Source organism: Microbulbifer mixtoriginis (SeqCode) (assembly GCF_052466865.1).
This window is the reverse complement of sequence record NZ_CP174293.1, coordinates 2,583,067-2,608,727: the sequence shown is the minus strand read 5'-3', so window position 1 is coordinate 2,608,727 and position 25,661 is coordinate 2,583,067. Positions and strand designations below refer to the sequence as shown.

The 25,661-nt window shown below is 48.0% G+C and carries 20 protein-coding genes; 9 read left to right on the top strand and 11 right to left on the bottom strand.

The features are described 5' to 3' along the window. Positions 1-34: 34 nt before the first annotated feature. From ACJJJA_RS11865 to ACJJJA_RS11855, 3 genes are all read right to left on the bottom strand, one after another. Positions 35-1,096: a sugar phosphate isomerase/epimerase family protein gene (locus tag ACJJJA_RS11865; protein WP_444904712.1), complete on the bottom strand. Its 1,062-nt coding sequence runs from the start codon at positions 1,094-1,096 to the stop codon at positions 35-37. 222 nt (positions 1,097-1,318) lie between these two features. Continuing rightward, positions 1,319-2,488, bottom strand: coding sequence for a Gfo/Idh/MocA family protein (locus ACJJJA_RS11860; protein WP_444904711.1), 1,170 nt, complete (start codon positions 2,486-2,488; stop codon positions 1,319-1,321). 275 nt (positions 2,489-2,763) lie between these two features. Continuing rightward, complete coding sequence (locus ACJJJA_RS11855; protein WP_444904710.1) at positions 2,764-4,020, bottom strand: FAD-dependent oxidoreductase; 1,257 nt, start codon at positions 4,018-4,020, stop codon at positions 2,764-2,766. A 614-nt stretch (positions 4,021-4,634) separates the two neighbouring features. On the opposite strand from ACJJJA_RS11855, the gene ACJJJA_RS11850 reads away from it, so the two are divergent. After that, entirely contained in the window at positions 4,635-5,177 is a 543-nt protein-coding gene (locus ACJJJA_RS11850; protein WP_252085870.1) for a lipocalin family protein, read from the top strand. A 173-nt stretch (positions 5,178-5,350) separates the two neighbouring features. Here ACJJJA_RS11850 and ACJJJA_RS11845 read toward each other — a convergent pair whose 3' ends face one another. Continuing rightward, positions 5,351-6,010 (bottom strand): tRNA-dependent cyclodipeptide synthase, encoded by a 660-nt coding sequence (locus ACJJJA_RS11845; protein ID WP_444904709.1) that lies wholly within the window; start codon positions 6,008-6,010, stop codon positions 5,351-5,353. A gap of 815 nt (positions 6,011-6,825) precedes the next feature. Here ACJJJA_RS11845 and ACJJJA_RS11840 point away from each other — a divergent pair. From ACJJJA_RS11840 to arsJ, 6 genes are all read left to right on the top strand, one after another. Then, the gene (locus ACJJJA_RS11840) at positions 6,826-8,925 is read left to right on the top strand and encodes a carboxy terminal-processing peptidase (protein WP_444904708.1); all 2,100 of its coding nucleotides are present in this window, start codon (positions 6,826-6,828) and stop codon (positions 8,923-8,925) included. 93 nt (positions 8,926-9,018) lie between these two features. Beyond that, positions 9,019-9,834: an exodeoxyribonuclease III gene (gene xthA, locus ACJJJA_RS11835; RefSeq protein ID WP_252085867.1), complete on the top strand. Its 816-nt coding sequence runs from the start codon at positions 9,019-9,021 to the stop codon at positions 9,832-9,834. Positions 9,835-9,947: 113 nt separating this feature from the next. Next, positions 9,948-10,367: an arsenate reductase ArsC gene (locus ACJJJA_RS11830; protein ID WP_444886138.1), complete on the top strand. Its 420-nt coding sequence runs from the start codon at positions 9,948-9,950 to the stop codon at positions 10,365-10,367. 19 nt (positions 10,368-10,386) lie between these two features. Next, positions 10,387-10,731: a metalloregulator ArsR/SmtB family transcription factor gene (locus tag ACJJJA_RS11825; protein ID WP_444904707.1), complete on the top strand. Its 345-nt coding sequence runs from the start codon at positions 10,387-10,389 to the stop codon at positions 10,729-10,731. Positions 10,732-10,839: 108 nt separating this feature from the next. After that, positions 10,840-11,835 carry an ArsJ-associated glyceraldehyde-3-phosphate dehydrogenase gene (locus tag ACJJJA_RS11820; protein WP_444904706.1) on the top strand — a complete coding sequence of 332 codons (996 nt, stop codon included), beginning with the start codon at positions 10,840-10,842 and terminating at the stop codon, positions 11,833-11,835. A gap of 94 nt (positions 11,836-11,929) precedes the next feature. Next, a complete protein-coding gene (gene arsJ / locus ACJJJA_RS11815) occupies positions 11,930-13,177 on the top strand; it encodes an organoarsenical effux MFS transporter ArsJ (RefSeq protein WP_444904705.1) in 1,248 nt (415 codons plus the stop codon). A 785-nt stretch (positions 13,178-13,962) separates the two neighbouring features. On the opposite strand, the gene ACJJJA_RS11810 is transcribed toward arsJ, so the two are convergent. The 6 genes from ACJJJA_RS11810 to ACJJJA_RS11785 all read right to left on the bottom strand — a co-directional run bounded on the left by ACJJJA_RS11810 (position 13,963) and on the right by ACJJJA_RS11785 (position 19,181). Next, entirely contained in the window at positions 13,963-14,553 is a 591-nt protein-coding gene (locus tag ACJJJA_RS11810; protein WP_252085862.1) for a cytochrome b, read from the bottom strand. A 193-nt stretch (positions 14,554-14,746) separates the two neighbouring features. Continuing rightward, positions 14,747-15,403 carry a DUF6962 family protein gene (locus ACJJJA_RS11805; RefSeq protein WP_444904704.1) on the bottom strand — a complete coding sequence of 219 codons (657 nt, stop codon included), beginning with the start codon at positions 15,401-15,403 and terminating at the stop codon, positions 14,747-14,749. A 130-nt stretch (positions 15,404-15,533) separates the two neighbouring features. After that, positions 15,534-15,959 carry a hypothetical protein gene (locus ACJJJA_RS11800; RefSeq protein ID WP_252085860.1) on the bottom strand — a complete coding sequence of 142 codons (426 nt, stop codon included), beginning with the start codon at positions 15,957-15,959 and terminating at the stop codon, positions 15,534-15,536. 95 nt (positions 15,960-16,054) lie between these two features. Then, positions 16,055-17,344, bottom strand: a complete 1,290-nt coding sequence (locus ACJJJA_RS11795) for a DSD1 family PLP-dependent enzyme (RefSeq protein WP_444904703.1) — start codon at positions 17,342-17,344, stop codon at positions 16,055-16,057. 49 nt (positions 17,345-17,393) lie between these two features. Next, entirely contained in the window at positions 17,394-18,785 is a 1,392-nt protein-coding gene (locus tag ACJJJA_RS11790) for an FAD-linked oxidoreductase, L-gulonolactone oxidase family (protein ID WP_444904702.1), read from the bottom strand. A gap of 6 nt (positions 18,786-18,791) precedes the next feature. Continuing rightward, the gene (locus ACJJJA_RS11785) at positions 18,792-19,181 is read right to left on the bottom strand and encodes a c-type cytochrome (RefSeq protein WP_444890360.1); all 390 of its coding nucleotides are present in this window, start codon (positions 19,179-19,181) and stop codon (positions 18,792-18,794) included. A 491-nt stretch (positions 19,182-19,672) separates the two neighbouring features. Between ACJJJA_RS11785 and ACJJJA_RS11780 the strand changes: the two genes are divergently transcribed. Beyond that, positions 19,673-21,145, top strand: a complete 1,473-nt coding sequence (locus tag ACJJJA_RS11780) for an endonuclease/exonuclease/phosphatase family protein (RefSeq protein ID WP_444904701.1) — start codon at positions 19,673-19,675, stop codon at positions 21,143-21,145. A gap of 257 nt (positions 21,146-21,402) precedes the next feature. Here ACJJJA_RS11780 and ACJJJA_RS11775 read toward each other — a convergent pair whose 3' ends face one another. Next, entirely contained in the window at positions 21,403-22,227 is an 825-nt protein-coding gene (locus ACJJJA_RS11775) for a S1/P1 nuclease (RefSeq protein ID WP_444904700.1), read from the bottom strand. Between the two features lie 237 nt (positions 22,228-22,464). Here ACJJJA_RS11775 and ACJJJA_RS11770 point away from each other — a divergent pair, with 237 nt between their 5' ends. After that, positions 22,465-25,593: a TonB-dependent receptor gene (locus ACJJJA_RS11770; RefSeq protein ID WP_444904699.1), complete on the top strand. Its 3,129-nt coding sequence runs from the start codon at positions 22,465-22,467 to the stop codon at positions 25,591-25,593. Positions 25,594-25,661 lie beyond the last annotated feature (68 nt).

Genomic DNA, 25,661 nt, shown 5'->3' with positions numbered 1-25,661 from the left:
ATTGTTATTGGTTATTCACTTGGTTTGGAAAAATTTAATCCAATCCTAAAATCCGACGATTTCGCGCGCGATCTGTTTCTGCACCAGCAAAATCATCAAAAGCCTTGCCTGCCACGGTAATCAGGTGATCGCGAATAAATGGTGCCCCCTCACTGGCCCCCTGTTGTTGATCCTTAATGCAACACTCCCATTCGAGTACCGCCCAGCGGTCGTAACCGTATTGGGTTAAGCGGCTGAAAATCCCGCGGAAGTCCACTTGACCATCGCCCAGGGAACGGAAACGGCCAGGTCTATCAATCCAAGGGGCATAACCGCCATAAACTCCGGCCCTACCACTCGGATGGAATTCAGCATCTTTCACGTGAAACGCCTTGATTCGCTCGTGATAGATATCAATAAAAGCCAGGTAGTCCATCTGCTGCAAAAGCAGGTGGCTGGGGTCATAGAGGATATTCGCTCTTGGGTGGTCCTCCACTTCGTAGAGGAAACGTTCAAAGGTCAACCCGTCGTGCAGATCTTCACCGGGGTGAAGCTCATAACAAACATCAACTCCAGCACTGTCAAACGCATCCAATATAGGGCGCCACAGCCGACCCAATTCGCGAAAGCCCTCTTCCACCAACATTGCGGGGCGTTGGGGCCAGGGATAAAAAGTATGCCAAAGTAGTGCGCCAGAAAATGTAGCGTGCGACTTAAGCTTTAGATTGGCACTGGCACGAGCAGCCAACATCAGTTGATTACTCGCCCATTCAGCGCGGGCTGGCAAGTTGCCTCGCACTTTCTCTGGGGAAAAAATATCCAGCATCTCTTTATATGCTGGATGCGCTGCAACCAGCTGGCCCTGCAAATGCGTGGACAGTTCTGAGATTTCAACTCCCGCCTTCTCACAGATTCCCAAAACATCGTCACAGTAAGCCTGGCTACTGCTGGCTAATTCCAGATCAAAGATGCGCTTGTCCCAAGTGGGAACCTGAATGCCTTTATAACCCAGATCCGATGCCCAGCAGGCCATAGACTCCAGTGAAGCCGGTTGGTCGCTCGGAGGGAGGAACTGGGCGAGAAATATCCCGGGCCCCTGAATTCTGGGTGCCTTCATTTATTCTTATCCTTTTTACTGCTGTACTTATTTACCTCTGCAACCAATCAATCCTTCCTGGGTGATCAGCTTGCTTCTTTTGAAAAGCAAAATGCAGTCTTTCCAAAAGCGGACTGGCACTGGGCCGACATCGACACCTCCCTGTGCCGTACTAACTGCCGGACTTCCACCCTGCCAGAGGTTCCAAAATTATTTGAAAATGAATCAATACGATTTAGCTGCTTATTCCCAATATGGCGACAGCGCCACCCAAGAAGAACTCGCACGGCTGCTTTCCAATGCACCGCGCACAAATGCCATAGCACGGACACCCGCATCAATATCCCCCACGACAGAACTTTCTTTAATGGGTTGTTCTTGCCGGCGGCATCTAACCTGGGCAGCAAAGTCGCGGTAAATATTCGCAAAGGCCTCTATATAACCTTCAGGATGCCCCTGCGGGGTTCGACAAAGAGCTCGGACCTCGTCATCCAGGTATCCACAGTCTGCACCAGCCTTCAAGAGGGCCACTGGCTGCCCCCTGCGTTTTAACTGCAATTGATTGGGAGATTCCTGCTCCCAGAACAGCGAGCCATGTTCGCAATAAACGCTGATATTCAGGTTATTCCCTTCCCCACCACAGACTTGGCTGGCTGTCAGGGTGCCGCGCGCACCCTGATCTAATTTAAATAGCGCCGCACCATCATCATCCAGAGCCCTTTGGTCGACTACTGATTGCAAATCCGCACAGACCTCAGTGATACGCTGATCGGTAAAGAATTCGACCAAGTGATGAGCATGAGTACCAATGTCGGCAAAACAGCCACTTTCCCCCGAGCGTGTGGGATCTGTCCGCCAACTGGCTTGTTTACTTCCGCTGGAGTCGCCAGCCAATGCCAGCCAGCCTTGTGGGTAGGCAACAGTTACCCGGCGAACTTGCCCTAGCTCTCCCCTGGCTAAGATTGCCCTGGCCTGTGTCGCAAGTGGATAAGCCGCATAGGTATGAGTCAAACCATAGAGATGGCCGCTCCGTACGACCTCGTTTTTGAGCGCAAGGGTTTCCTCAAGTGTGCAAGCGGCTGGCTTATCAGAGAGAACATGAAACCCCGCTCGCAGTGCGGCAATAGAAACTGGTAGATGTAAATCATTGGGAGTTACCACAGAGACAAACTCTATGCGCTCATCAACAGGACGCTGGGATTCCTCCAGGAACATCTGCTCATAATTCTGGTAAACGCGCTCTGGGTTGAGGCCCAACTTCTCTCCACTGCTACGGCCACGCTCGGGATTGCTGCTAAAACATCCCGCCACCAGCGCTATCTCACCGTCGAGGGAAGCTGCCATACGATGGATAGCACCAATAAAGGCACCCTCTCCACCACCGACCATGCCCATTCTTATTTTTTTTCCCATACCACTTCCCGTATAGCTGCCTCTGGCAACCAGGTTCTTATTATTTTGAGTCTCTATCCGGCCAAGTATCTTGCCTCGCTATTGGTCCACTTCTTCTTTCACGGACCCTTGCAGCAAAATGTAACCGGTTACATTTTGTTTTTAAGATACAGAAAAAACTCACCGTTGCAAGCAACAGTTTCATTGCATGACGTTTATTTTGTTTCTTAGAGCGATGTATTTATATCCACAGCGAACAGAAACCAATCAAATTGATTAACCCGAAGAGGTTAAAGTTAACGGTGATAGCCTACTTTTCGAGCGAAATCTTCCCAGCACAGCCAGTTGAGCTTGTCGCTCAGCCACTTATTTTCTATGGGATGGCCAACCCCCGAACCTGGAGATAATCCACTATTAGCGCCCGGCTGGGGGTGACGGCTATTGAGCTTGGAACGCACCCAGTTTCCAGCATCATCGGCGACATTAGCAGCTAATCCCCAATGGTTTGGCCACACTGCGAGAAAATTTTTTACGCCATAATCATCCAGTTGGTATGGAGTGGGATAATCCAAGTGCACTAATAGATCACCATCTGGTCCCGGTGCATCTGTTTTCCAGCCTGCATATACCGACCACTGGCAGCCCTGCGCCCAAGCCTCAAAAGCCACCATCGCGCTGGAAAGGCGCTCAAAAGATGCACAAAGTAGATCATTCTCTATTTCTGGCGGGATACACATATCGACAACACCCGCCTTGAACTTGGGAACTTCTGGGTTAAGCGTAAGAATCCAGAGCCCTTCCCCATCCTCCAGCGGGTGGTACATCACCACCAAGTCGATCAACAAAGCTGAAACTGGCGGGATATTGGGGCCGCGGGCTAAGAGCATATGCAGAGGCCTTACTAACTGGGCATTTTGTATCTGCTCCTCTGCCACACCCAAGTGCCGAATTACTTCAGCATTCCCCGCACCACAGGCAGAAATCACCAGCTCTGGTTTTAACTCACACGAGCGACCATCCATATCCAGAGTTACTTGCTCAATCCCTGCCCCCCCAAGCTGAAACGAGGCCAACCTCCCACGATAGATTTGCTTCCTCAAAGGTTCGCTCACACTGCGATAGGCTGCAGCTCCATCAAAAATAAGATCATCAGGAAATCTGAACCTGCGATTTGATGGCAAATTATCCGGATCAAAGATCTCGGGCAACTCAACTTCCTCAAAGGGAATAGCCGCTCTGGCCCAGTTATCTTCAACAGTGTTTAGAAAGTCCGGAGTCAGTGCTGCATGGAAATCTGTTATGCGACTATTCACGCCGCTAGTTGCAAGTTCTTTGTGCCAGCGCTGCGCGGCACATCGGTAAATTTCAGCAGATTGGGGGTTAGCCGCATTCCAGCCGGAAGAGAAATAACCGTGGAAATGTAGAGACTCGGCGTCACCGAACTCATCGTCGACCAGTACCACCGAGTACTCTGGTATCAACTCTCTCATCAGGGTTACCCCCTGAATACCACCTCCTAGGATCAGTACATCAACGGGAATTTCCTGTGACATAGGATGGCCTGCTTATTGGTTTGGCATGATTGGAGTAGTTATCAGCCCTAGTTGCCGCAATGAATTTGCGACGATGCCGGAAAAACAACCTCAATCTATCTCGTTTGCTACTTGCTTGTTGCTGTTTTTTTATTCAACTATTTTCAATTTCCGGAGATTTGGGGCGCCGTAACCTCGCGAGAAGAGCCACCAAAATGCAAGAACATAAGACAAAAACCCACCCACGATACAAAGAAGGTACCAAGCCAGATTGGAAACTCATAGCCCAGTTTATGTAGAAAGGAAAACGGCATGTAAATTGGAAGGTTGAGAAGGATTGCTCTCCAGCTAACCGCCCATGTCAATGTAACTACGGCCGATAGTGATGGCGTTTTGCTCACTGTTGCTCCCTTGTTACTGCGCTAATGGATAGGCAGTTAGTCAAGATTGCCTTTTTTGTCAATCGATTGGCCTAAATTCAGCGGGCACTCCTGGCCATTCTTGAAGTTATTGTGAAACTTTGCCCCAAACGGACAATTGGTTAATCCGTTCCAGCTTACCTTCCGTAAAGAGTTTGCCATCGCACAATTGGTACGGTGGAAAGTGATTCAATCCAATGACAAGGAAATGTGAATATGAAGGGTTTGGTAAAAGGTTTGGGGGTTCTTCTATTGGCTTTTGGAGGGCAGCTCTCTTGGGCTGATAATGAATCTGAGCTTGAGACGGTCCCCTACGTGGACGTCTATCAGTACGTTGGCAAGTGGTATGAAATAGCCCGACTGCCACAGATCTTCCAGCCTGCCTGTACAGCAGTCACGGCAGACTATGGTCTCAACGATGATGGCACACTCAGTGTTTTCAACTTTTGTCGAATCCTACACCCGAAGTACGGTTTTCCCATCAGCGTGCAAGGTACCGCTACCCCTCTAGATGATACAAATAGCAAACTTGCGGTTTCATTCTTCGATGGGAAAACCAATGGTAACTACTGGGTTCTAGAGCTAGACCCAGCATATCAATGGTCCCTCGTGGGCGACCCCGATCGCAGCAGCCTTTATCTTCTAAGTCGAACTCCACAACTGGATGAGGCCATTGTAGATGAGCTGCTTGAATTGGCTGTCACTAAGCACGGTTACAATATCGACCACATCATAATGACCAAGCAACTACCAAATTAACCCAATGAACCAAAGGCGAGCGGTGCTTTTGCTTCACTCGCCCTCTGAAAGTTAGAATTTACATTAAGTTCTATAAAACACATATATATCAATGTGTTACATATATTTATTAATGTATTTTATAGCTTAAATGTGTCCTTTCACACCACATTCGCAGGCCACAGCGTCTACTATTACTCACCGTCATTTCTCACAATCACATAACCATTTCTCTCTCCCGCAGCCTCTTGGCCACTCTCGTGAAAAAGGTCATCTAAATATCTGGGACAGCTGTGATAGCAGAAACATGAGGAATCTGTACCCACGATATCTGCAGAATGCAAAATCACCGGCAACTCCGCCAAAAGATATCTCACCGCTATTGAAACCATCTCGACAGTAACTTCTTCTTCTGCAAGATGATGCTCCAGCACCCATCTACTAGCCTCCAAGCAACCCTCGCGGAAACCATCATTCAAGTGAAACTCCTGCTCAAACTGATAGAGCCAGCGAGAATAGAGCTCAGATTGTTTCAACCACTCGGAGTCAACCAATTCACTGTCTACTGCACACGAGCCCGAAGCGCGATAGACCTTGTTATGCAGATAGTGGCACTGTCGTCGAGCTCTTTTTCTCGCCTTCTCTTCCTCATAGCCAAGTGCGATCTGTGTATATTCAGCAGCATTATCGGGAATAAAAAACATGACTCGCTTAAAGTGACTTTGCGCCCACTTTGCAAGCCGAGCAATCTGCCCCTCGGAAAAGTAGCTGTTGAAAGGACTTACACCTATTACCGCTAGGTCAGCCATCTCATAGATTTCTTGTGAACGCGACGTTGCAAATTCAACCTTCATCCTACAACTCCATGGAAAAGCACTAGGGAGCCAGTAGATCGATTCAGTGCAACATTTTTACCGGGAATAATGAGCAGTATTAAGCAGAAAAGGTTGACCTGAACCGCAATTAACTCTCGCCTAGATGCTTACCTTCAATATCAATACATATGTCTTAGATATAAATAATCGGTAACCAATCCCATTAATTGAGCCCTCGGGCGTGACCGTTAAGCCACGTTGAAGCAGTACGCATTTAAAAGGCCTCTGAACTAATTCAGAATGACTCTGCGGGACTTGAGGATTGCCGCTGCTTGGCACCGCTCGCCGTAAAAGAAAATTCGGCCTTAGGGGGCCTTCCGGTAAGTCTTTTAGAGCAGTTCACTCTGTGTTGCGATTTCATTCTGAGGACCAGATATCCTTGCGAAGCTGCACTTTCACCCGAACCACTCAGAACGCTAAAGACATCCCGGAACTGTTAGGGGGCTCTTAAAACAGCGGGTGTATCAACTCAATTCCTTTTCTTTTTAGCGGTATCCATTTTCCCGGCACTCAATCACTCCATGATCGACTAACTGGTCAAAAATGCTCTTCAGACGTAAAAATCATCAAAACCGAGCCGTGCCAACCGCCTCCATTTGAGACCAAATGCCCTAAATAATGGATAGTAGGAAACTCTATTTTGCTAAATGTGCCTAATAAGGAAAAGATCCATCTCTGATTGGAGGTATTTCATGCCCTTCGGAGCTTTCAGCCTTTATACTTGTCCTAAGCTATAGGTCGCTAAGCCATAAAGGCTGGTCGCCTATGAAGTAGGACGTATAAAGAGACTCCCTATGCTTACCAATCGGATCGCCGCTCTATTTTCCGGCTTCTTGGTCATTGGCCTGCTTTCCACAACCGCTCTGGCAGAGACCGAGCCTCTGGCACCTGAAAAGGACCAGGGCAGTACTGCCAGGGAGATTGTCGGCAAGCTAGAAATGCTGCACTACAACAAAATCAAGGTCGGAGACGAAATGTCGGAAGACCTTTGGGACGAGTACATTGATGCTCTAGATCCCACCAAAAGCTACTTCCTCGCCTCAGACATCAATGAGTTCCGCGAATGGCAAACCAAGCTGGATGACCAGCTACGCGCTGGCGATGTCAAAGCAGGCTTTGAGATTTATAACCGTTTCCGCCTGCGTATGGGCGATCGGTTGGACAATATCCTATCCCAGCTCGAAAAAGGCTTGCCCGCTTTCGATTTCGATCGCGATGAATCCCTCGAACTCGACCGTGAGGAGAGTCAGTGGCCCACCTCCATCAGTGATGCCGATGATCTTTGGCGTAAGCGCCTGAAGAGCAGCGTCCTAAACCTGAGGCTCACAGGTAAAGAGGATGAGGATATTCGCGATTTGCTGGAACGCCGCTATAAAGGTCAAAAGAAGCGCCTTGAGCAGCAAAACAGCAATGACGTATTCGAGCTCTATATGAACTCGTTGACTCGCCTTTATGATCCCCACAGTAACTATCTGTCCCCACGCTCCCTGGAAAACTTCAACATGAGCATGTCGTTGTCTCTGGAGGGCATCGGTGCCGTGCTGCAAGGGGATGAGGAATACACCAAGGTTGCCCGATTGGTAGCGGGTGGTCCTGCTGACCGCACCGGTAAGATCAAGCCTAACGACAAGATTGTAGGGGTTGGCCAGGATAAGGATGGTGAAATGGTCGATGTCGTCGGCTGGCGGCTGGATGACGTGGTGGATCTAATCCGCGGTAAGGCCGGCACCTTCGTGCGCCTGGAAACTATTCCCACCGGCGGCGACGGCACCCACAAGACCATCCTGATCAAGCGCAGTAAAGTGAAGCTAGAAGATCAGGCTGCCAAGAAGGCCGTATTCGAATTTTCAGATGGTAAGAAAAGCTACAAGATCGGTGTAATCAACTTGCCGACCTTCTATATAGACTTTGACGCCTACCGTCGCCGCGACCCCAATTACAAGAGTACTACCCGCGATGTGGCTAGATTGCTCAGCGAACTGAAAGAGGAAAAGGTAGACGGTATCATTCTGGATCTACGCAACAATGGCGGCGGCTCCCTACAGGAAGCCACCATGTTGACCGACCTGTTTATCGATCAGGGTCCAGTAGTCCAAATCCGCCACGCTAATGAGCAGATTTCACGGCACAACCGCTCCCGCTCTCGCGCAATGTATCGCGGCCCGCTGATGGTATTGATTAACCGCCTCTCGGCATCAGCTTCCGAGATCTTCGCCGGCGCCATCCAGGACTACAACCGCGGCTTGGTTGTTGGCAATCAATCTTTTGGTAAAGGCACCGTGCAAACCATGGCGCCCCTGAAAGAAGGCCAGTTAAAAATTACCCAGTCCAAGTTCTACCGCGTATCCGGTGATAGCACCCAGCACGCGGGCGTGAAACCCGATATCCCCATGCCGCAACTTATTGATGCGGAGAGTGTTGGTGAAAGCGCTTACGATACCGCCCTGCCCTGGGACCGTATCCACGCCGTACCACACGCCAAGTACTTTAATCTGAAGACTCTGATTCCTAATCTGCTCACTAAGCACAATAAGCGCACAGCATCAGATCCGGACTTCATATTCCTGCGCGATCAATTCAAGTTTGAAAGCGAACGCGCCGACAGAAAGCATCTCTCCCTTAATGAGGTAATGCGAGAGCAAGAACGTGAAAACGTAAACCAGCGCCTGCTCTCCATGGAGAACCGACGTCGCGAAGCAAAAGGGCTTGAACCCTACAAGAGTTTCGAGGCTTATGAAGAGAGTGAGTCTGAAGAAGTGGCAACCATTGGTGGCCCTGTGGAAATCAAATTGGAAAAAGATCCAATCTTGAACGAAGCGGGCTATATAATGGCGGACTTTATTGGACTGGCTGACAAAGCCAGCAAGGCACCGCCGCAAGTCGCCAATTTCTAAAGATGTGATGCCCTTTGGGTGTGCCAAGCGCACCCATGCGCACAGTAAACAATTAGGTCGGGCTTGCCCGACCTTTTTCATTTGGGGGAAGAAATGAAAGTCGTTTCCTTTAACGTCAACAGTATTCGCACTCGCCTGCACCAAATGCAGGCTCTGGTAGATAGCCATCAACCCGATATCATTGGTCTTCAGGAAACCAAGGTTACCGATGAAGACTTTCCTGTAGATGCCATTCGCGACCTGGGTTACGAGCTAATCTATTTTGGCCAAAAAACACACTACGGTGTTGCCCTGCTCTCACGCCTACCATTTATCGATCGCGAATATGGCTTTCCTACCGACGACGATAACGCCCAGCGCCGTATGGTCATGGGAAAGTTCGATATTGGCGGCAGTAAACCTCTCACCGTCATCAACGGCTACTTTCCCCAGGGCGAGAATCGTGAACACCCAGTAAAATTCCCGGCGAAGCAAAAGTACTACGCTGACCTCGATACCTATCTACAAACCACCTGCGATCCCGAAGCCCCGGTGCTGGTTATTGGCGACATGAACATCTCTCCGAGTGATCAAGATATCGGTATCGGCGAGCCCAATCGCAAGCGCTGGCTGCGCGACGGCAAGTGCAGCTTCCTTCCAGAAGAGCGCGAATGGCTGCAGAAAATTGAGGCCTGGGGCTTGGCGGATACTTTCCGTGCAATGAATCCTGATACAGATGATGTATTTAGCTGGTTTGACTATCGTAGTAAGGGTTTTGACCGCGAGCCCAAGCGTGGGCTGCGGATCGACTTGATTATGGCTACAAGCCCTCTGATGGAACATTGTGTGGCGACAGGGGTCGATTATGATATCCGCGCTATGGAGCGCCCCTCAGACCATGCGCCGGTCTGGGCAGAGTTCAAGCTCTAAGCATTTAGTGAATAACCGGGACCTGCTCCCGGTTTTTTTTGGTCCTTTGAATATTCGCTTTTCCATATATAATGCCCACTAAGTTGAACGGATTGCCGTTCTGGAGCGTTCCTATGAAGAGGCGCATCCTGTTCGTCTGCTCAGGAAATTCAGCGCGTTCGTTAATAGCTGAGGCTTTATTGCGCTACTACGGGGGAGAGCTCTTTGAGGTTTTTAGTGCAGGAACAGATCCCACCCCCGTGGATGTCCGAGCTATAAAAGCCCTTCAGCGCTTCGGCATTCCGATCAAGGGACTGTGTTCCAAAAGCTTGCAAGAGGTAGCTGACCGGAACTTTGATTTGGTCATTACCCTGTGTGACAAGAGCCATAACGAGTATGTACCCACCGCTGGGCACGGTAGGCTGATTTCATGGAATTTTGAAGACCCTGCCAGTCGGCATTGCTTCAAACCTTTTTACACAACGGTGTTGGAACTGAGTACCCGCATCAAACTTTTTGTACTGGTGTATAACAAGGCCGTGAAAGCGGCATAAACAAGATTTGGGGTAAGCCTTGAACCCAGTTCAGTTCTACAAGTGCCTGGCAGACGATACCCGCCTGCGCACGCTTCTACTGACCGCCCACGAGGGAGAACTTTGCGTGTGCGAGCTCACTGCTGCTATGGGTTTGAGCCAACCCAAAATATCTCGGCACTTAGCCCTACTCCGCGGCGCTGATTTATTGCGGGACCGCCGCCAGGGACAGTGGATCTTTTACCGCATCAACCCTGAACTGGGCAGCTGGGCCAAATCGATCCTTCAAGACACTTTGCAGGCAAATCAGCACTTTATTGCCGAAGATCTTCGCAACTTGATCCTAATGGGAGATAGGCCCCAAAGAGCTAGCCTATGCTGCTAAGTCACGGCAGTAGGTATTTTGCTGGCAAGTAATATCACTAAGTCGCTGAAAAAATTTACCTGGATATATGCGATTTTTCATATATTCAGATTACTCAGGAGTTACAACATGGCTATCAAAGTCGGAATCAATGGATTTGGTCGTATCGGTCGGCTTGTGCTGCGCGCAGCCTGGGACTGGCCAGAATTGGAGTTTGTGCAAATCAATGACCCCGCTGGAGATGCTTCCACCCTTGCGCATTTACTGAATTTTGATTCGGTACACGGGCGTTGGCAGCATTATGCAGAAGCTAAGGACAACACAATTACGGTTGCTGGCCAGGAAATAAGTTGTAGCCATAATCTCGCCATTGCCGACACAGACTGGAGTGCTTGCGACCTGGTTATTGAAGCCTCTGGGAAAATGAAGACTAGCGCGCAATTAGAGGGCTATTTAAAGCAGGGGGTAAAGCGTGTGCTGGTTTCGGCTCCCGTAAAAGAAGACGGGGTACCAAATATTGTTTTGGGGGTGAATCAGCACATTTATGATCCAGCCAAGCATCAATTTGTTACTGCAGCCTCCTGCACCACGAACTGTTTGGCCCCGGTGGTAAAAGTGATACATGAAAAACTGGGCATCAAGCATGGCTCTATCACTACTATCCACGATATCACTAATACCCAGACAATCCTTGATGCGCCCCATTCAGATCTGCGCCGCGCAAGGGCCTGTGGAGCCAGTCTGATACCCACTACTACCGGCTCAGCCACAGCAATCACCGCCATCTTCCCGGAGTTGACTGGTAAGCTGAACGGCCATGCCGTACGAGTCCCGCTGGCCAATGCCTCCCTGACAGATTGTGTTTTCGAAGTAGAACGGGAAACAACTGTGGATGAAGTTAATAACCTACTGAAAGCCGCAGCAGAGGGCGAGCTGAAAAATATTCTCGGTTATGAGGAACGTCCTCTGGTATCTGTGGATTACAAAACCGACCCACGTTCCAGCATTGTTGATGCACTGTCCACCATGGTGGTCAATGGCACTCAAGTGAAAATTTATACCTGGTATGACAACGAGTGGGGCTATGCCAACCGTACTGCAGAGCTGGCTCGCCTGATTGGATAAGCCAATGTCCTAGATCCCACCAATAAAAAACTGATAAATACGGGGCTGGCCTGATCTTCAGGCCAGGAGCCCCTAGTAGTTAGAGCCCAAACCCATGCAGTTTTTCTCCACCCTTTCGCCCTCGGTACGCCAATATTTATTGGTGACTGGTAACTATTGGTCTTTTACTCTAACCGATGGTGCACTGCGCATGCTGGTGCTTCTGCATTTCCATACCCTGGGGTACACCCCTCTCGAAATAGCCCTACTGTTTCTTTTCTATGAGTTTTTTGGAGTGGTCACCAATTTGGTGGGGGGATGGCTCGGTGCCCGGCTAGGCCTTAATCGAACCATGAATATTGGTCTGACATTACAGATTTGCGCTTTAGCTCTGTTATTGGTCCCTTCTAGCTATCTCAGTGTGCCGTTGGTTATGGCCGCTCAGGGAATATCTGGCATAGCCAAAGACCTAAACAAGATGAGCGCGAAAAGCTCAATCAAGCTTTTACTACCTGACGACAATACCCAAGGAACTCTTTATCGCTGGATTGCACTACTGACTGGCTCCAAGAATGCCCTGAAAGGCATTGGGTTCTTTATGGGCGGAGGCCTATTGGCATTACTGGAATTTCGTGGGGCTATATTCGCAATGGCAGTCGCTCTCGCCTCAGTACTGCTATTGAGTAAGAAATTTTTACGAAAAGACTTGGGTAAAGCAAAGGTGAAAGCCCGCTTTCAAGATGTATTTTCTAAGAGTCGCCCGGTGAATATCCTTGCAGCAGCAAGACTGTTCCTATTTGCATCTCGTGATGTTTGGTTTGTAATCGCCCTGCCCGTTTTCCTGGCGAGCCAATTCGACTGGGGCCACTGGCAAGTCGGTGCATTCCTAGCCTGCTGGATCATCGGTTATGGCGCAGCACAAGCCTTTGCCCCAAGGATCACTGGAAGTTTTTCTTCGGCACTGCCTGATGGGCGAACCGCCCTATTGTGGGGCTGCGCATTAACTCTGATACCTGCGCTGATTGCCTTCTCACTCTATATCGGCTTCCACCCTCAACTCAGCATTTTGTTGGGCCTCATGGTATTCGCTGTGTTATTTGCAGTGAACTCTTCTGTGCACAGCTACTTGATCATCGCTTATGCCAGAGAAGATGGCGTTTCTATGGATGTGGGGTTTTACTACATGGCAAACGCTCTGGGCCGCCTTACCGGAACTCTGTTGTCGGGCTGGATTTTTCAGATTGCCGGTTTACAAGCTTGCCTGTTGGTATCCACGTGCTTGCTGTTTTTGGCAACCTTCATTTCGCTTGCATTGCCAAAACACAACGAAGAAGACAACCCGATGATCAATGCAGTAACTTAATCAGATAGCTGATTAGAGACTTTCAATTGAAAGTATGACCAATGGTTCCACCCTCGCTATGGGGTGGAATTCCCCGGGGGGATCACAGCCAGCCAATAACAAGAGAGCTCCGGACCACAATATCCAAGATAAACGACTACACATAAGCTACCACTTAGGACCCGCAGTAAACGACCATACCGGTTATTACTTGGACTCCAAACTATCAGGCCATCTCTATGGATGGGTACATTGTTATGGGCAGAAGATTAGAAAACCGAGCGCCAAACTTCTATGCCAAATTGGCATCAAATTCTGCCAATACACCTGGGTAAAATCTTGGCGGGGTTATATATGCAAATTACTCAGTACAATAAACATTCAGGTTTCCTTAGAAGGATCTCCAAAATTTATATAAACATCAATTGCGGGAACGGCACGGAAATCTGGCGCCAATACTAGTCTCAAAACTCTGTCAGGTGCGGAGAACTTTTTAGCTCAATAGCGCTTACATAGGTATGAAAGACCAAGATTATCAGCCCCCTGCAACTTTTCAGATACTGGACTTAATCGCCAGTAAAGCCTTTTATATCTTTGAGGATGTGATTAGGTAAAGTAATTTCCTCACTAGTCATAAATAAAACCTTAATGCGGGCACAACTGATTTTCAAAAATACATTCCTGGTCTCGGCAACATTATCAAGGGTCAAACAGAGCACTCTGGCTTTATGGTTATCGACCAACGAACACATAGTAGAGCCATTTAAATCACGGGCAAGGTAAATGACTTTATAAGAGTACTTGTTTCACTGATTACCCGTAGTCATCCTAATCAGTGTACGGTCTTTCTTTATAAAGTGATGATAAAGGGCTGCCAAGAAGTGTCCCAAAATAAGTAACCAGATAAGCCATTCACCCAGCACTTCCTTATGAATGAAATCGATAGGTTCCTCGAACTGTTTGAAGGTCAAGCCCATTTTATTCTGAACAAGGTGGGCAAAAAGGGAAGTGTCAGCAAACTGAGGGATTTCAAACAGGAAAAAGTACTCAGTATTCACCCCAGTTCCTAGGTATCCGGTTAATGGTGCAAGTATCATGACTACATATAACAGAAAATGGCCTGTATGCGCGGCAAAGTGCTCTAGCCTGGAGCCAGGTTCCAGTTTCGGAGTGGGATTAGTCAAACGCCAAAATATCCGTAACAGTACAAAAGCACCAATCGTTATGCCAATAGACAAGTGCAGCTGTAAGGCAATCCAGTTTGCTGGGGTATCCTCTTCAGTAAACCATTGGAGGTAATAGACACTGACGTAAGATCCTAGAATTAAGAATGCTATTATCCAATGAAGCCACTTAGCTACTGCCCCATATTCATAGATAGTATTTCGGGCGCCCATAGAATGCCTTCTTTATAAATTTTGCAGCCTAAAACACTATAAACCTAAAGCTGGCCAGGGGCCTTATTATAAAGCTTCAATCATGAATACTTAGGGGGGTGTGGGCGCCTTTTCTCAGCCCCCTATAGATCACAGCACTTTGAGTAGAGGGTTTCGATTCAGAAAAACCTAAAGAATCAAATTACGTAAAAAATTATATTGATGCCTGCAATGACTTTCTTATTCCTGCAAAAAAGAACAACACGCCTATTGTTTGAACCAGATGATAAAGACTATTATGGTTAAACGTCCAAACAAACGTAAACTCCAGAGCCGTTCTGACTTGTAATACCACAGCCAGGAGAGAAATAAGCCCGCCGACAACCATATACCAAGCCCCGGGTAAACGCCCCCTAAACCCCATCCACGTATAACCAATAACAACAGGAATCATCACTAACGCTTGATAACCCACAAAGACTATGAAACCATCAATTCTAGATACTGCAATGAAATAAAATATCAGGCCAATTAAAAATATGTAGGGCAATAACTTTCTTGATATTCGCTCACCGGCAAGATCACCAATAATAGCAAGTGTAAACGACACCAGAAAAAGACCGAGGAAAAAAAATAAAACATGCCACATGAATATTCTTTCAGGCCCGGCAATCTGAAAACCATGAATTACCGAACCCAATAGGCCAACGATAAACATCACCCCAAAGAAACAAATCCAGCAATTTCTCTTCCAGCCAGACTTGAATTCCGGCCTAATAAAATAAAGAAATATAAACAACGCCAATACAGCCAATACCAAGTCTGTTATTGCCGAAACTTGTTCAGTAGGTACATCTGTTAATTTAAGCACCTATTTCACATCCCTTCAACGCAGCATATTCATATGGAAAATATCACTCAATATCGCATCACCTATCAAACCGTAAAAGCCACCCATAACAGCAATGGCAACACTAGCCGACACCGAACGACCAGCCTCATTACAACCAATACCAAAGCGCCAGGGTTAAATTAATCATCATCATGATAAAGTCCATAATAAATATAAACTTCATCACACCTTTCACTTTCCAAGGCCCACCCCCTTTTCGGTTCTTTAGCGCGACTGGCAAGTTATAAATAAACTGAGAACCATGTGTAACAGAAAAAACAAAAAGCAATATAGATCTTTGAATATCCCCAGAAAAGGAGGCGTGATTAACCAACAAAAGAATACTCATTAGCGCCAATGAAAAATTAAACCCGCCTAGAAATTTACCTGACTCAGCCAGTATTCCAAAGACAGGGGTATCCCTATGCTCTCTAGGAACAACCAGCTTGGCAAAAATCTTTCCCCGCAAGGAGAAAACATTGAAACCCATTAAAAACCAAATAGTATTTAGCACTAAAACCAGCTCAAAAATCACGTTACTCTCCAAATTTATTATAATAATTACTTGTGATTACATACGGCTATATACAGTACAGCGTCATCTATTTAGAACCATGTAAAGATGTTTTTTCAGGAGTTACTTAATACAGGCCAGCGCTCCACGATCTCCCCTTTGTCATACACAGCTATATCCCCAAACTGAAGAAATACAGACTCACTTTGAGTTGGTCGCAGGAAAACCCAGTCATCCTCTTGTAGGACAACCTGATTGGAAGCATTGAGCATTTCCTGATTTGTAGATCGTCCATAAATAGGATTGATCGAAAGACCTTCTGGAGATTCGGGCAGCGCCTTCCAATACCCCCCAGAGATAAAGAATGTCTGCTCGCGATTTGGGTTTAACCAACGCATCGTACCCGTTAGTTTCTCCAAACCAGGAATTTGAGTCTGCGGTAACTTCTTCAATACTGGGCTGGCGATAAATGCAGCCGCCTTGTGATCACTGAGGGTGGGGATATCAAAATCTGTAGGTTTAACAAGACAGGAACCTGCCGCCAGCTCATTACAGGGTGCACTATCTGAGCGTGATTTATAAAGCTGGTAAGTCGGGCTGCCGGCGCCATTCAACGTCAACCTTTTAGGATACTGCTCACCCAACAATTGTTTAGCTTGCTCAAGCCTCTGAGTATAAATCTCCAAACCGCGATCAATGGCTTTCTCTGGGCCACCTAAAATACCCGGCATCTTAGCCGCATGGGCGTCATAGCCCATAAATCCCGACAGAGTAAGCAGTGGTTCTGCCTTAATAATATTGAGCATTTCAGTAAGGTCCCGAGCATCGCTGACTCCACCGCGGTGCAACCCCACATCCAACTCGATATTGATTTGCAACCTTTGTTCAAGGCTACCGGCTAGTGCCGCATACTGTTGTAGCCGCCGAGGGCTATCAATCAGCCACTGAAGTTGTGTTCTAGGGTCAAATCCACTGGTTGTTGGGCGGCTATAAAAGCTCTTGGCCGCAGCAATCGGAAGAGGCTTACCCAGCAAAATATCTGCCTGTGGTTGTGACTGCGCCAACTGTTGCAAAAAAGGTAGATGGAAAACCATATACCGCTGCGTACCAGTCTGTTTGGCAACCGCCTCCAGTAACCCCAGAGCTGGTAACGATTTGGCAACAACTCGATAGTCAAAGTGCCCATTTAGATGCCCAGAAAGCACAGTCGCATTGGCTCTCAGGCGGTTTAAATCCACTACCATTGTGGGACCAGAGAAACCTGCGGAATCTAGAGCCTTAGAGAGACTTTGAAAATAGTTAGTGTGCCCCCCCTGCCCCAAAGCTTTAGGCCTTAACAAAGGAAATGCGGCCGCAACCCCCAATGCCGCTCCGCCCAGTAAAAATTTTCTCCGCGTTTTCTGCACAGTTCGCTCCCCTAGTCTCTCTTCAGCCCTGAGATGAATAAGGGCCCTATCAACCAATTAGTTTTTTCAGGTACGGGTTTAAAAATTTTCCTTTAGGGTCAAGCTCACGTCTTACCCCAAGAAAATCCTGCCAGCGGGGGTATAAACCAGCCAGGTCCTGCCGGTGCAAGGTATTAAGTTTCCCCCAGTGCGGTCTGCCGCCATGCTTGCGCATAATGGGTTCCAGTGCCTTAAAAAGGGGCTGGTAATCCTCCTCAAAGTAACGGTGTACCGCAATAGATACGGAATCCTGCTGATAGAAGGGACTCAACCAAATATCATCCCCCTTTACAAAGCGCACTTCGATAGGAAAGAACACATTAAGATTGTTCTCTTCGATTGTACGGCGCAGCTCCTCAAAAGCGGCCAGTCCGGCTTCCCTGGGAAGGTGGTATTCCATCTCATTGAAGCGAACATTTCGCTCACTGGCGTAGTTTCGCCAAGAGGACTCCACAACCACCTCCTTTTCAATATCCTCCATTGCAGACTGTAAGGCGTATTGCCGTAATCTGGGCGACCAGCCAAGCCAGTCTCGAACAGTTTTAAGGGTCATTACAGCTTCGTTAGTATCTTCACGCGCGGTGGTAAAGATCTCTTCATCGGTTAATTGGTGCGTATCAGCCATACACATTCCCGAGAAAGGAATATAGTAAAACTCGAAATTGCGATTTGACTCCGCCAGTGTCTCCGCCTGCTCAAGCACCTCCCCCATGGGAGCCACCCAGGATTCTCGCCGGAGTTTGTAACTGGACTGGTTCTGCATACGCACCTTGGTCACTAACCCCAGGCTACCCAGGGAAACTTTGGCTGCTATGAAAGCCTCTGGGTTTTGCTCTGCATCGCACCACAGAGTGCTGCCATCTGCCGTAACCAGCTCCAATCCCGTTACATAGCTGGACATACAACCTAAACCGGCCCCAGTGCCATGAGTGGCAGTGGCCAGGCATCCGCCGAGAGTTTGCTCATCAATATCCGGCTGATTAATCAAGGCTTGACCAATATCTTCAAGCGGCTGGCCAAGATCGGCTATTCGTGTACCCGCGTAAATCGTAGCCTGGGTGGTTTCGCTACTATGATCGGCCACACCGCTAATGCGCCCGAGCGAGAGAATGGTGTCATCGGTGGGCACCAAGGCCGTGAAGGAGTGCCCAGCCCCCACAGCTCTAACAGTACCTCTAGCATCAGCTACACGTTGCTGTAGTTCGGCGATTGTCTTTGGTGCCAGACGTTCACTGGGCAGGCAGTTTTGCGAACCAGACCAGTTGCGCCAGCGGATACCCTTACGCTTTACTGGGTCACTCGCCTGTACCAAGGTGCGTGCCATAGAGGAGATTGGAGTAGCAGCGATAGCTGTAGAACCAGCGGCAATAGTTGTAATAAAGCGGCGACGTGACTGCTGCATAATCCCTTACTCCGCAGAGGCCATAAAGACAATTAACTGTTCAAACTGCTCCGGTGAGCACTCGAAACAAAGACCCAGTGGTGGCATCCCCTGGAAACCATTAATCGCGTTTTCAACCAATACATCCATTCCCTTGTCGAGACGCGGTTCCCAGCCGGCAATGTCCCCTGTGAGTGGCGCAGCGCTGACCCCAGTGCTGTGACAGCTGCGACAGGTTCGCTGATAGATTTCAGCAATTTCTGGATCAGCGGGCGCCAAAGTCAGCGCTTGTTGGGCTAAGGCCAAACGGTTTTTAGGGCTACTGTCGTTGGATTCCGAGCAACCACTCGTCAGTAAAGCCACAATAAGAGGGGCGCAGAAGAGCCTAAGGCTCCGGTAAGGTCCTACCAGTTCCATGTATGTACACCTACTACATTATTGTTAATATTTCCCAGGCTCTGGAGCCTGAGGTGGGCGTTGTGTACTTAAGCTGCAACCATTGTTAATCAGGCTGGCAGCTAAGACAACAAGCGGAACTGCCCAGTCTATTATTGATTTTAAAATTTACTAATCCGGTATCCACTCATATCACCAATCCTTTATTATTCCGACAATTACTTTCTAGTACGCTTGCCCAACCTTTTATTTTGGCCATAGCCCGCTAAAGCTCTTTCTCTCTTACTTATTGATGAAATGACAATTAGTATCTATTACTGAAGTCTTTTATCCGTTCGGTAGACGCCAAATAAAAGTCGCTTAAATATTGCTAGTAAAATTAGTCAGTTAAGGAGGCCCCACAATTAATTAAAAATCGTTCCCTTTGCCACGCACAATCAATAGACGATATCCGAGATACACCATTGATAGAGCAATAAAATCGGACAATTTAAATAACGGATAACAATAAAATGAAAAACAAACTATTAAGATCAGCTCTTATCGTAGGAAGCCTGGGCCTAAGCGCTTCTGCTTCAGCAATAACTTTGTCAGAAATATGGGATATTCTGGTTAGTTCCAGCACTCAAGTAGGTTTTACCGGCACTGTGGGCAATCAAGCCTATAGCAGGCCGGGAAGCTTGGCTGGGCAAAGTGGCCAAATTAGAGTAATGGCAGCCAACATAAAGGGCTTTCCTGAAGGTTTACAGGGTATTTCTGATAGCCAGGCATCTCTATTTTCATCCACCTATATTGCCGGACAGGCCTACGATATTGTCGGACTCCAGGAAAACTGGGTCAGAAATTACGCGGTGATGTCTCCCCTTAGCCAAACAGAATATCCTTATCGAAGTGATCACTTCCAGGGCGGGGTCTTCAGCTTTGGCGATGGTTTAAGCACTATCAGCAAACACCCCATTAATGGCAGGCAGCTGCATGTTGAGTATTCAAGCTGTAAGGGTACCTACTCAGACTTTATCGCAAACGGCTCAAGTCCCGATTGTGAGACGGAAAAAGGCTTCACCTTCACTGAAGTTCAGTTAGCCAAGGACCTAAAAGTTCACTTTTACAATACTCATATGGACACCAGTAACGGCCAGGAGAAAACAGGCCAGTTCAACCAGCTCAAACATTTTATTCAACAAAATTCGGCCGGATATCCAGTGATTGTAATGGGCGACTTTAATGCATGGATTGACAACGGCGGCTGGCAGCCAGGCCCTAATCAGTCGGAGTTGGGGCGCTGGGCTTCCGAGTTGGGCTTAACCTGGTCCTGTAGCCAGGTAAGTTATGCCACAGGTAATACGAATATTAACGATGTAAAGGGCCCCTGTAAGGGTGTTGACCATATTGCTTTTCGCGGCAACTCGCAAATTAGCTTCTCTACCAACCGGTATGATGAAGTCCACCAGAGTATCAGTGATCACAACCCCATTACGGCAACATTAAGTTGGACCAATCACGCTGCCGCCTATTCATCCACTTATGCGAGGGCACATACAGCTTCCCTGCTTAATACCCACCACAACACACGCATTCAGGCTGTCTACGGTGGTAACGATGAGGCAAAAAATATGCCTGCTGCGGCTGCAGAATGGGAGACTTTTACTCTTGCGCTGGAGCAAAAAGGGAACACCCAGCAGTGGGTGGATCACCGCTGTATTCAGAGTGGTGACACGGTTTCACTGCGCGCCCATAACGGTCATTACTTACGTGCCACTCCACATAACAGCCATGATGTCGATGTAAGAGCCAGTGTGCTTTTAGGCTGGGAGAAATTTGTCCTTTACAACCATTCCAACGGATGGGCCTGTTTGAATCAAAATGACAAAATCACTTTGAAAACAGCCCACGGAAAATATGTGATGGCGGACGCAAATCGTAACCTGTCCGCTTCAGATAATCAGTTAGCCTGGGAGTTCTTCCAGGTTGAGCTTGGGAGATAGCATGTCTTCAAATACTTCCAAACAGTTACTTTTGCACTCACATGCTCAAGGAGAAGTAGCTCTAAACTAATGTCCAGTTTTTAGAAGCAATTCGGGCTTGGACGGGCACTTTAATTGTCAAAAGAGCTCGAATTGCATTATTTAGAATCTACCATCCTTAAGCCGGTATTTAGGAAAACTCCTTCACGCAATGAGCGATGGATGCTAGTTTCCCTTATCTCGTGGAGGCTAACACCACAATAAGACCACTAGATTAATTATCGATCGACCATCTTCAATGATCTTCCACCCAAAACTTTGTTAAGTACGGCAGCTAAGCGCACACCACCCTGCTGTAGACGCATTTCTAAGGAATCCCTGCAGCGCAAGAAGTACTTTTCCCCCAATTGAGTTTCATTGGTATATGCCAGTTTATGAGCCAACTGATGGGACTCCTTTGCCCAGTCTGTTGCATCTGTAGACTGCCAAAGCTGGCTCTGGACTGCACCAATTTTTTCTGTCTGTTCTTTTGCATAACCCTGCCAATCGGTAACCACTCTTGAGACAAGATGGATATCCCAAAGAGCGTGTAAATTGGTCTCCTCTCCATAAAAGTGCACGAATACATCGTTGCCACCACGATCCGAATAAAGACCTGTGTGCAGCGGCTGATGAAGATCCCCTACAAAGTGCGCAATAAACATTAAGGCCTCGGCACGCTCTGTCCCTGACCGGGTGCGATCTGCAAGAACTTCTTCAAACTGCTGAATGGCTTTGACAATACACCCTGTTGGAGGGCAATCCCTCTCCGCGTCATAGCTGTTCCAGTCACGGGATAGATTGATATAGTGCATGGGCGCTGCCCAATTATATTGCTCGTTGGAACGAATACGATCCGCCCAGGTGGCTGACTCTGCCAGATGTGGTTCCCCAACCTCATCAAGTAACAATTCAACTTCTGCGGCTACATTAGGTGCCAAATAATACCAAGCGATTTCTCCAACCACTCTATGGCCATCATCTCCCCAAGCATGGGCTTTTAAGGTGCTGAGCAGCCCAACCAATAGAATATTTATACAAATTATTTTTTTTAGGTTAATCATCTCAATCATCCACTGCAGAAATTTGCGGCAAGCTTAATAAACATTTGTGACAAATTGGTATGCATCAATGCCATCTCACGAGCCTGTTACAAAATTGCAACAAATCGTTAACCAGCCCTTCAATTTCACCCGCTAAAAAGCACTCTGGCCGAGACCTGGGGATGAGTCTCGGGAGCCGATTACAACCAGTTCTCTCAAAGCCACGCTGTTGGCCCACTTAAAGACCAGGATTTAGTTATGAAACCTTCTATCTTCCGGCGCATGTGCTTATCCGCCGCGATTATCTCCGCGATTGGTTCAACACATATCTCTTACGCTCAGGAAACTGCCGCAGCCATTCGCGGCTCTATTACTGGTAGCGCAGGCGAAGCCATCAGCGATGCAAAAATTACCGTAGTGCACACGCCATCCAATAGTCGGCGAGTGGCCGAGGTAGGAGAATCAGGACAGTTTAATCTCAGTGGTTTGCGTGTGGGTGGCCCTTATATCGTCAAAATTGAAACCGAACAGGGGGATCGTACCTTTGAAGATATTTATCTCTCAGTAGGCGATACCCTGCCCCTGATGGTATCCCTCGACACAAGTAACCTTGAGGAAGTCAGCGTGCTTGGCCAAGCTATCACTACTTCCCGACTAGCGGTAGGCCCGGCATCTCACTTCAATAGCGATGACCTAGCCAGTGCACCCGCAGTAAACCGCGATATCAAGGACTTGCTACGCCTGGACCCACGAGTTTACATCGACGAAGCCAGTTATGACTCTATTCAATGTACTGGCGCCAACCCGCGCTTCAACAGCCTTACTGTTGACGGGGTGCGCATGAATGACAACTTTGGCTTGAATAGCAATGGCTATCCAACAGAGCGTATGCCCTTCTCATACGATGCAATCGAGCAAGTTGCTGTAGAGCTGGCTCCATTCGATGTGCAATACGGCGGATTCAGCGCCTGTAACATCAATGCAGTGACCAAATCCGGCAGCAATGAGTGGCATGGTTCACTCTTTTATGACTATACCGATGATGGTTTCCGTGGAGACTCTCTTGAGGGTGAAGACTTCCCTGTAGCCAGTTTTGATGAAAAGCGCTACAACGCTACCTTAGGTGGAGCCATTATCCAGGACAAACTCTTTTTCTTCACCGCTTACGAAAATCTAGAAGGTGTCGCTACTTTTGACCGGGGGCCAACAGGCAGTAACTCTCCCTCTGAGGTTGAGGGCGTATCTCAGGAGCAGCTGCAGGAAATCGCGCGCATCGCGAATGATGTGTACGATTATAACCCTGGCGGACTCCCCTCAAGCCTGCCGGAAGAAGATGAGAAATTGCTGATCAAGCTAGACTGGAATATCAGCGATAATCATCGAGCCTCTCTTACCTATAATTACAACGATGGCTACTCTATTGCCGAATCCGACGACGACTACAATGAGCTAGAGCTATCCAATCATTATTATGAGCGCGGTGCCGAACTGAATTCTTATATTGTTCAGCTGTTTTCCGATTGGAGCGATATCTTTTCTACAGAAATGAAGATCGGTTATTCAGAATTGGATAACTGGCAACTCTCTCTCGGTGGTACTGAATTTGGTGAAGTCCAGGTTACCAGTAAGGACGAAGAAGGCCTAAAGAGCGCAACGGTTTACTTGGGATCTGATGACTCCCGCCATGCCAATAAGCTGAGTTACGATAATTTGAGCATAAAACTCGCCGGGCGCTTATTGCTGGGTGAGCACAATCTCACCGCCGGCTACGAACATGAAAGTTTCGATGTATTTAACCTGTTTATTCAGGAAGCACAGGGGGAGTACCGGTTTGCTAGCATCGAAGATTTTGAAAACGGCGTTGCCAGCAAAATTATCTATGAAAATGCTGCCTTCACCAATAATCCCTTGGATGCTGCAGCAGAGTTTGCTTATGACATCGATACTTTCTACCTGCAGGATGAATACACTTTTGCCGAAGTTGATCTCACAGTCGTAGCAGGCTTGCGCTATGACCGCTACAGCAGTGACGATAGGCCGGTGAAGAATCTGGATATCACAGAAACGTACGGTTTCAGTAACCAGCATAATATGGATGGCATAGACCTTTTACAGCCACGTCTCGGTCTCAACTGGAATGTCAATGACAGCCTGGAGCTACACGGTGGCCTGGGCCTATATTCTGGTGGCAATCCCAACGTTTGGATTTCCAACAATTATTCCAACAACGGGGTATTACAGATAGAAACCACCGATAGTAGTGAAACCCCGCTCTTCGATATGGACTGGACTGGCAGTGGCCGCCCCATCTATGACATACCGCAAAATCTATATGACCAGGTTGCCAATGGAGAAGGAAGATCCGGTGGCGTCAATCTAATGGACCCGGATTTCGAAATCCCTTCAGTTTGGAAGTATGCCATCGGTGCTAGTTACGAGTTTGAATCCGGCTATTTGCTTTCTGCTGACTACCTCTATAGCGACTATAAAGATGCAGCCATTGTCCGCGATATATCCCTGCAACAAGTGGATACTGCTGTGGATGAGCGCCCAATTTATGAAAGCGCCAATGGTCGTAGCGGAGACTTTATGCTCACTAACGTAAAAGGAGATTCCGGTTTTTCCAGCGTTCTATCCCTGGGTCTAAGCAAGTCCTTCGACTTTGGTCTCAATGTAGCCTTGGGCTATGCCTACACAGAAGCCGAGGATGTGAATCCAATGACCAGTTCTGTGGCTTGGTCTAACTACACCAAAATTGCAACTATCGATGCCGAGAATCCGGGGGCCGCTACCTCCAACTATGTGGTACCCCACCGCTTCACTCTCAAAATGGACTACGCTCACGAGTTTTTTGCAGGCTATGAAACGCGCTTTACCTTGTTTGGCAGTGCAAATGAAGGGCTACCCTATAGCTATACTTTTGGCGGCGGCTTATTTGGCGATGCAGGCTCCGGCCGCAGCCTACTGTACATCCCAACCGGTAGCGATGACGCAAATGTAGTATTTGCTGAAGACTTCGATACCGAAGCCTTTTTCGCTTTTGTTGATTCTGAAGATCTTGATCGCGGTCAGATTATGGAACGAAATGAAATCCATAGTGATTGGTGGACCAAGTTCGACCTACGTATTGACCAGGAATTACCCGGTTGGCGTGCGGATGACAGGATCAACGCCTACTTTATCGTAGAAAATCTGGGGAACTTGATTAACGATGATTGGGGCGTGATGTATGAAGGAGACTTCCCGCGCTATCAGGCTGCTGTAGAGGCTGATATCGATGATCAAGGCCGCTACGTTTTCAATAAATTCTTAGAGCCATCAGGCCAGACACGGGTTGCTGAACCATCTTATTGGAGTGCTCGTATAGGCGTTCGCTACGAATTCTAACCATAAGAAAGCCGCGGCAATTGCCGCGGCTTTCTATTATCCAATTATTAAATAATCCTAGTTCAGCA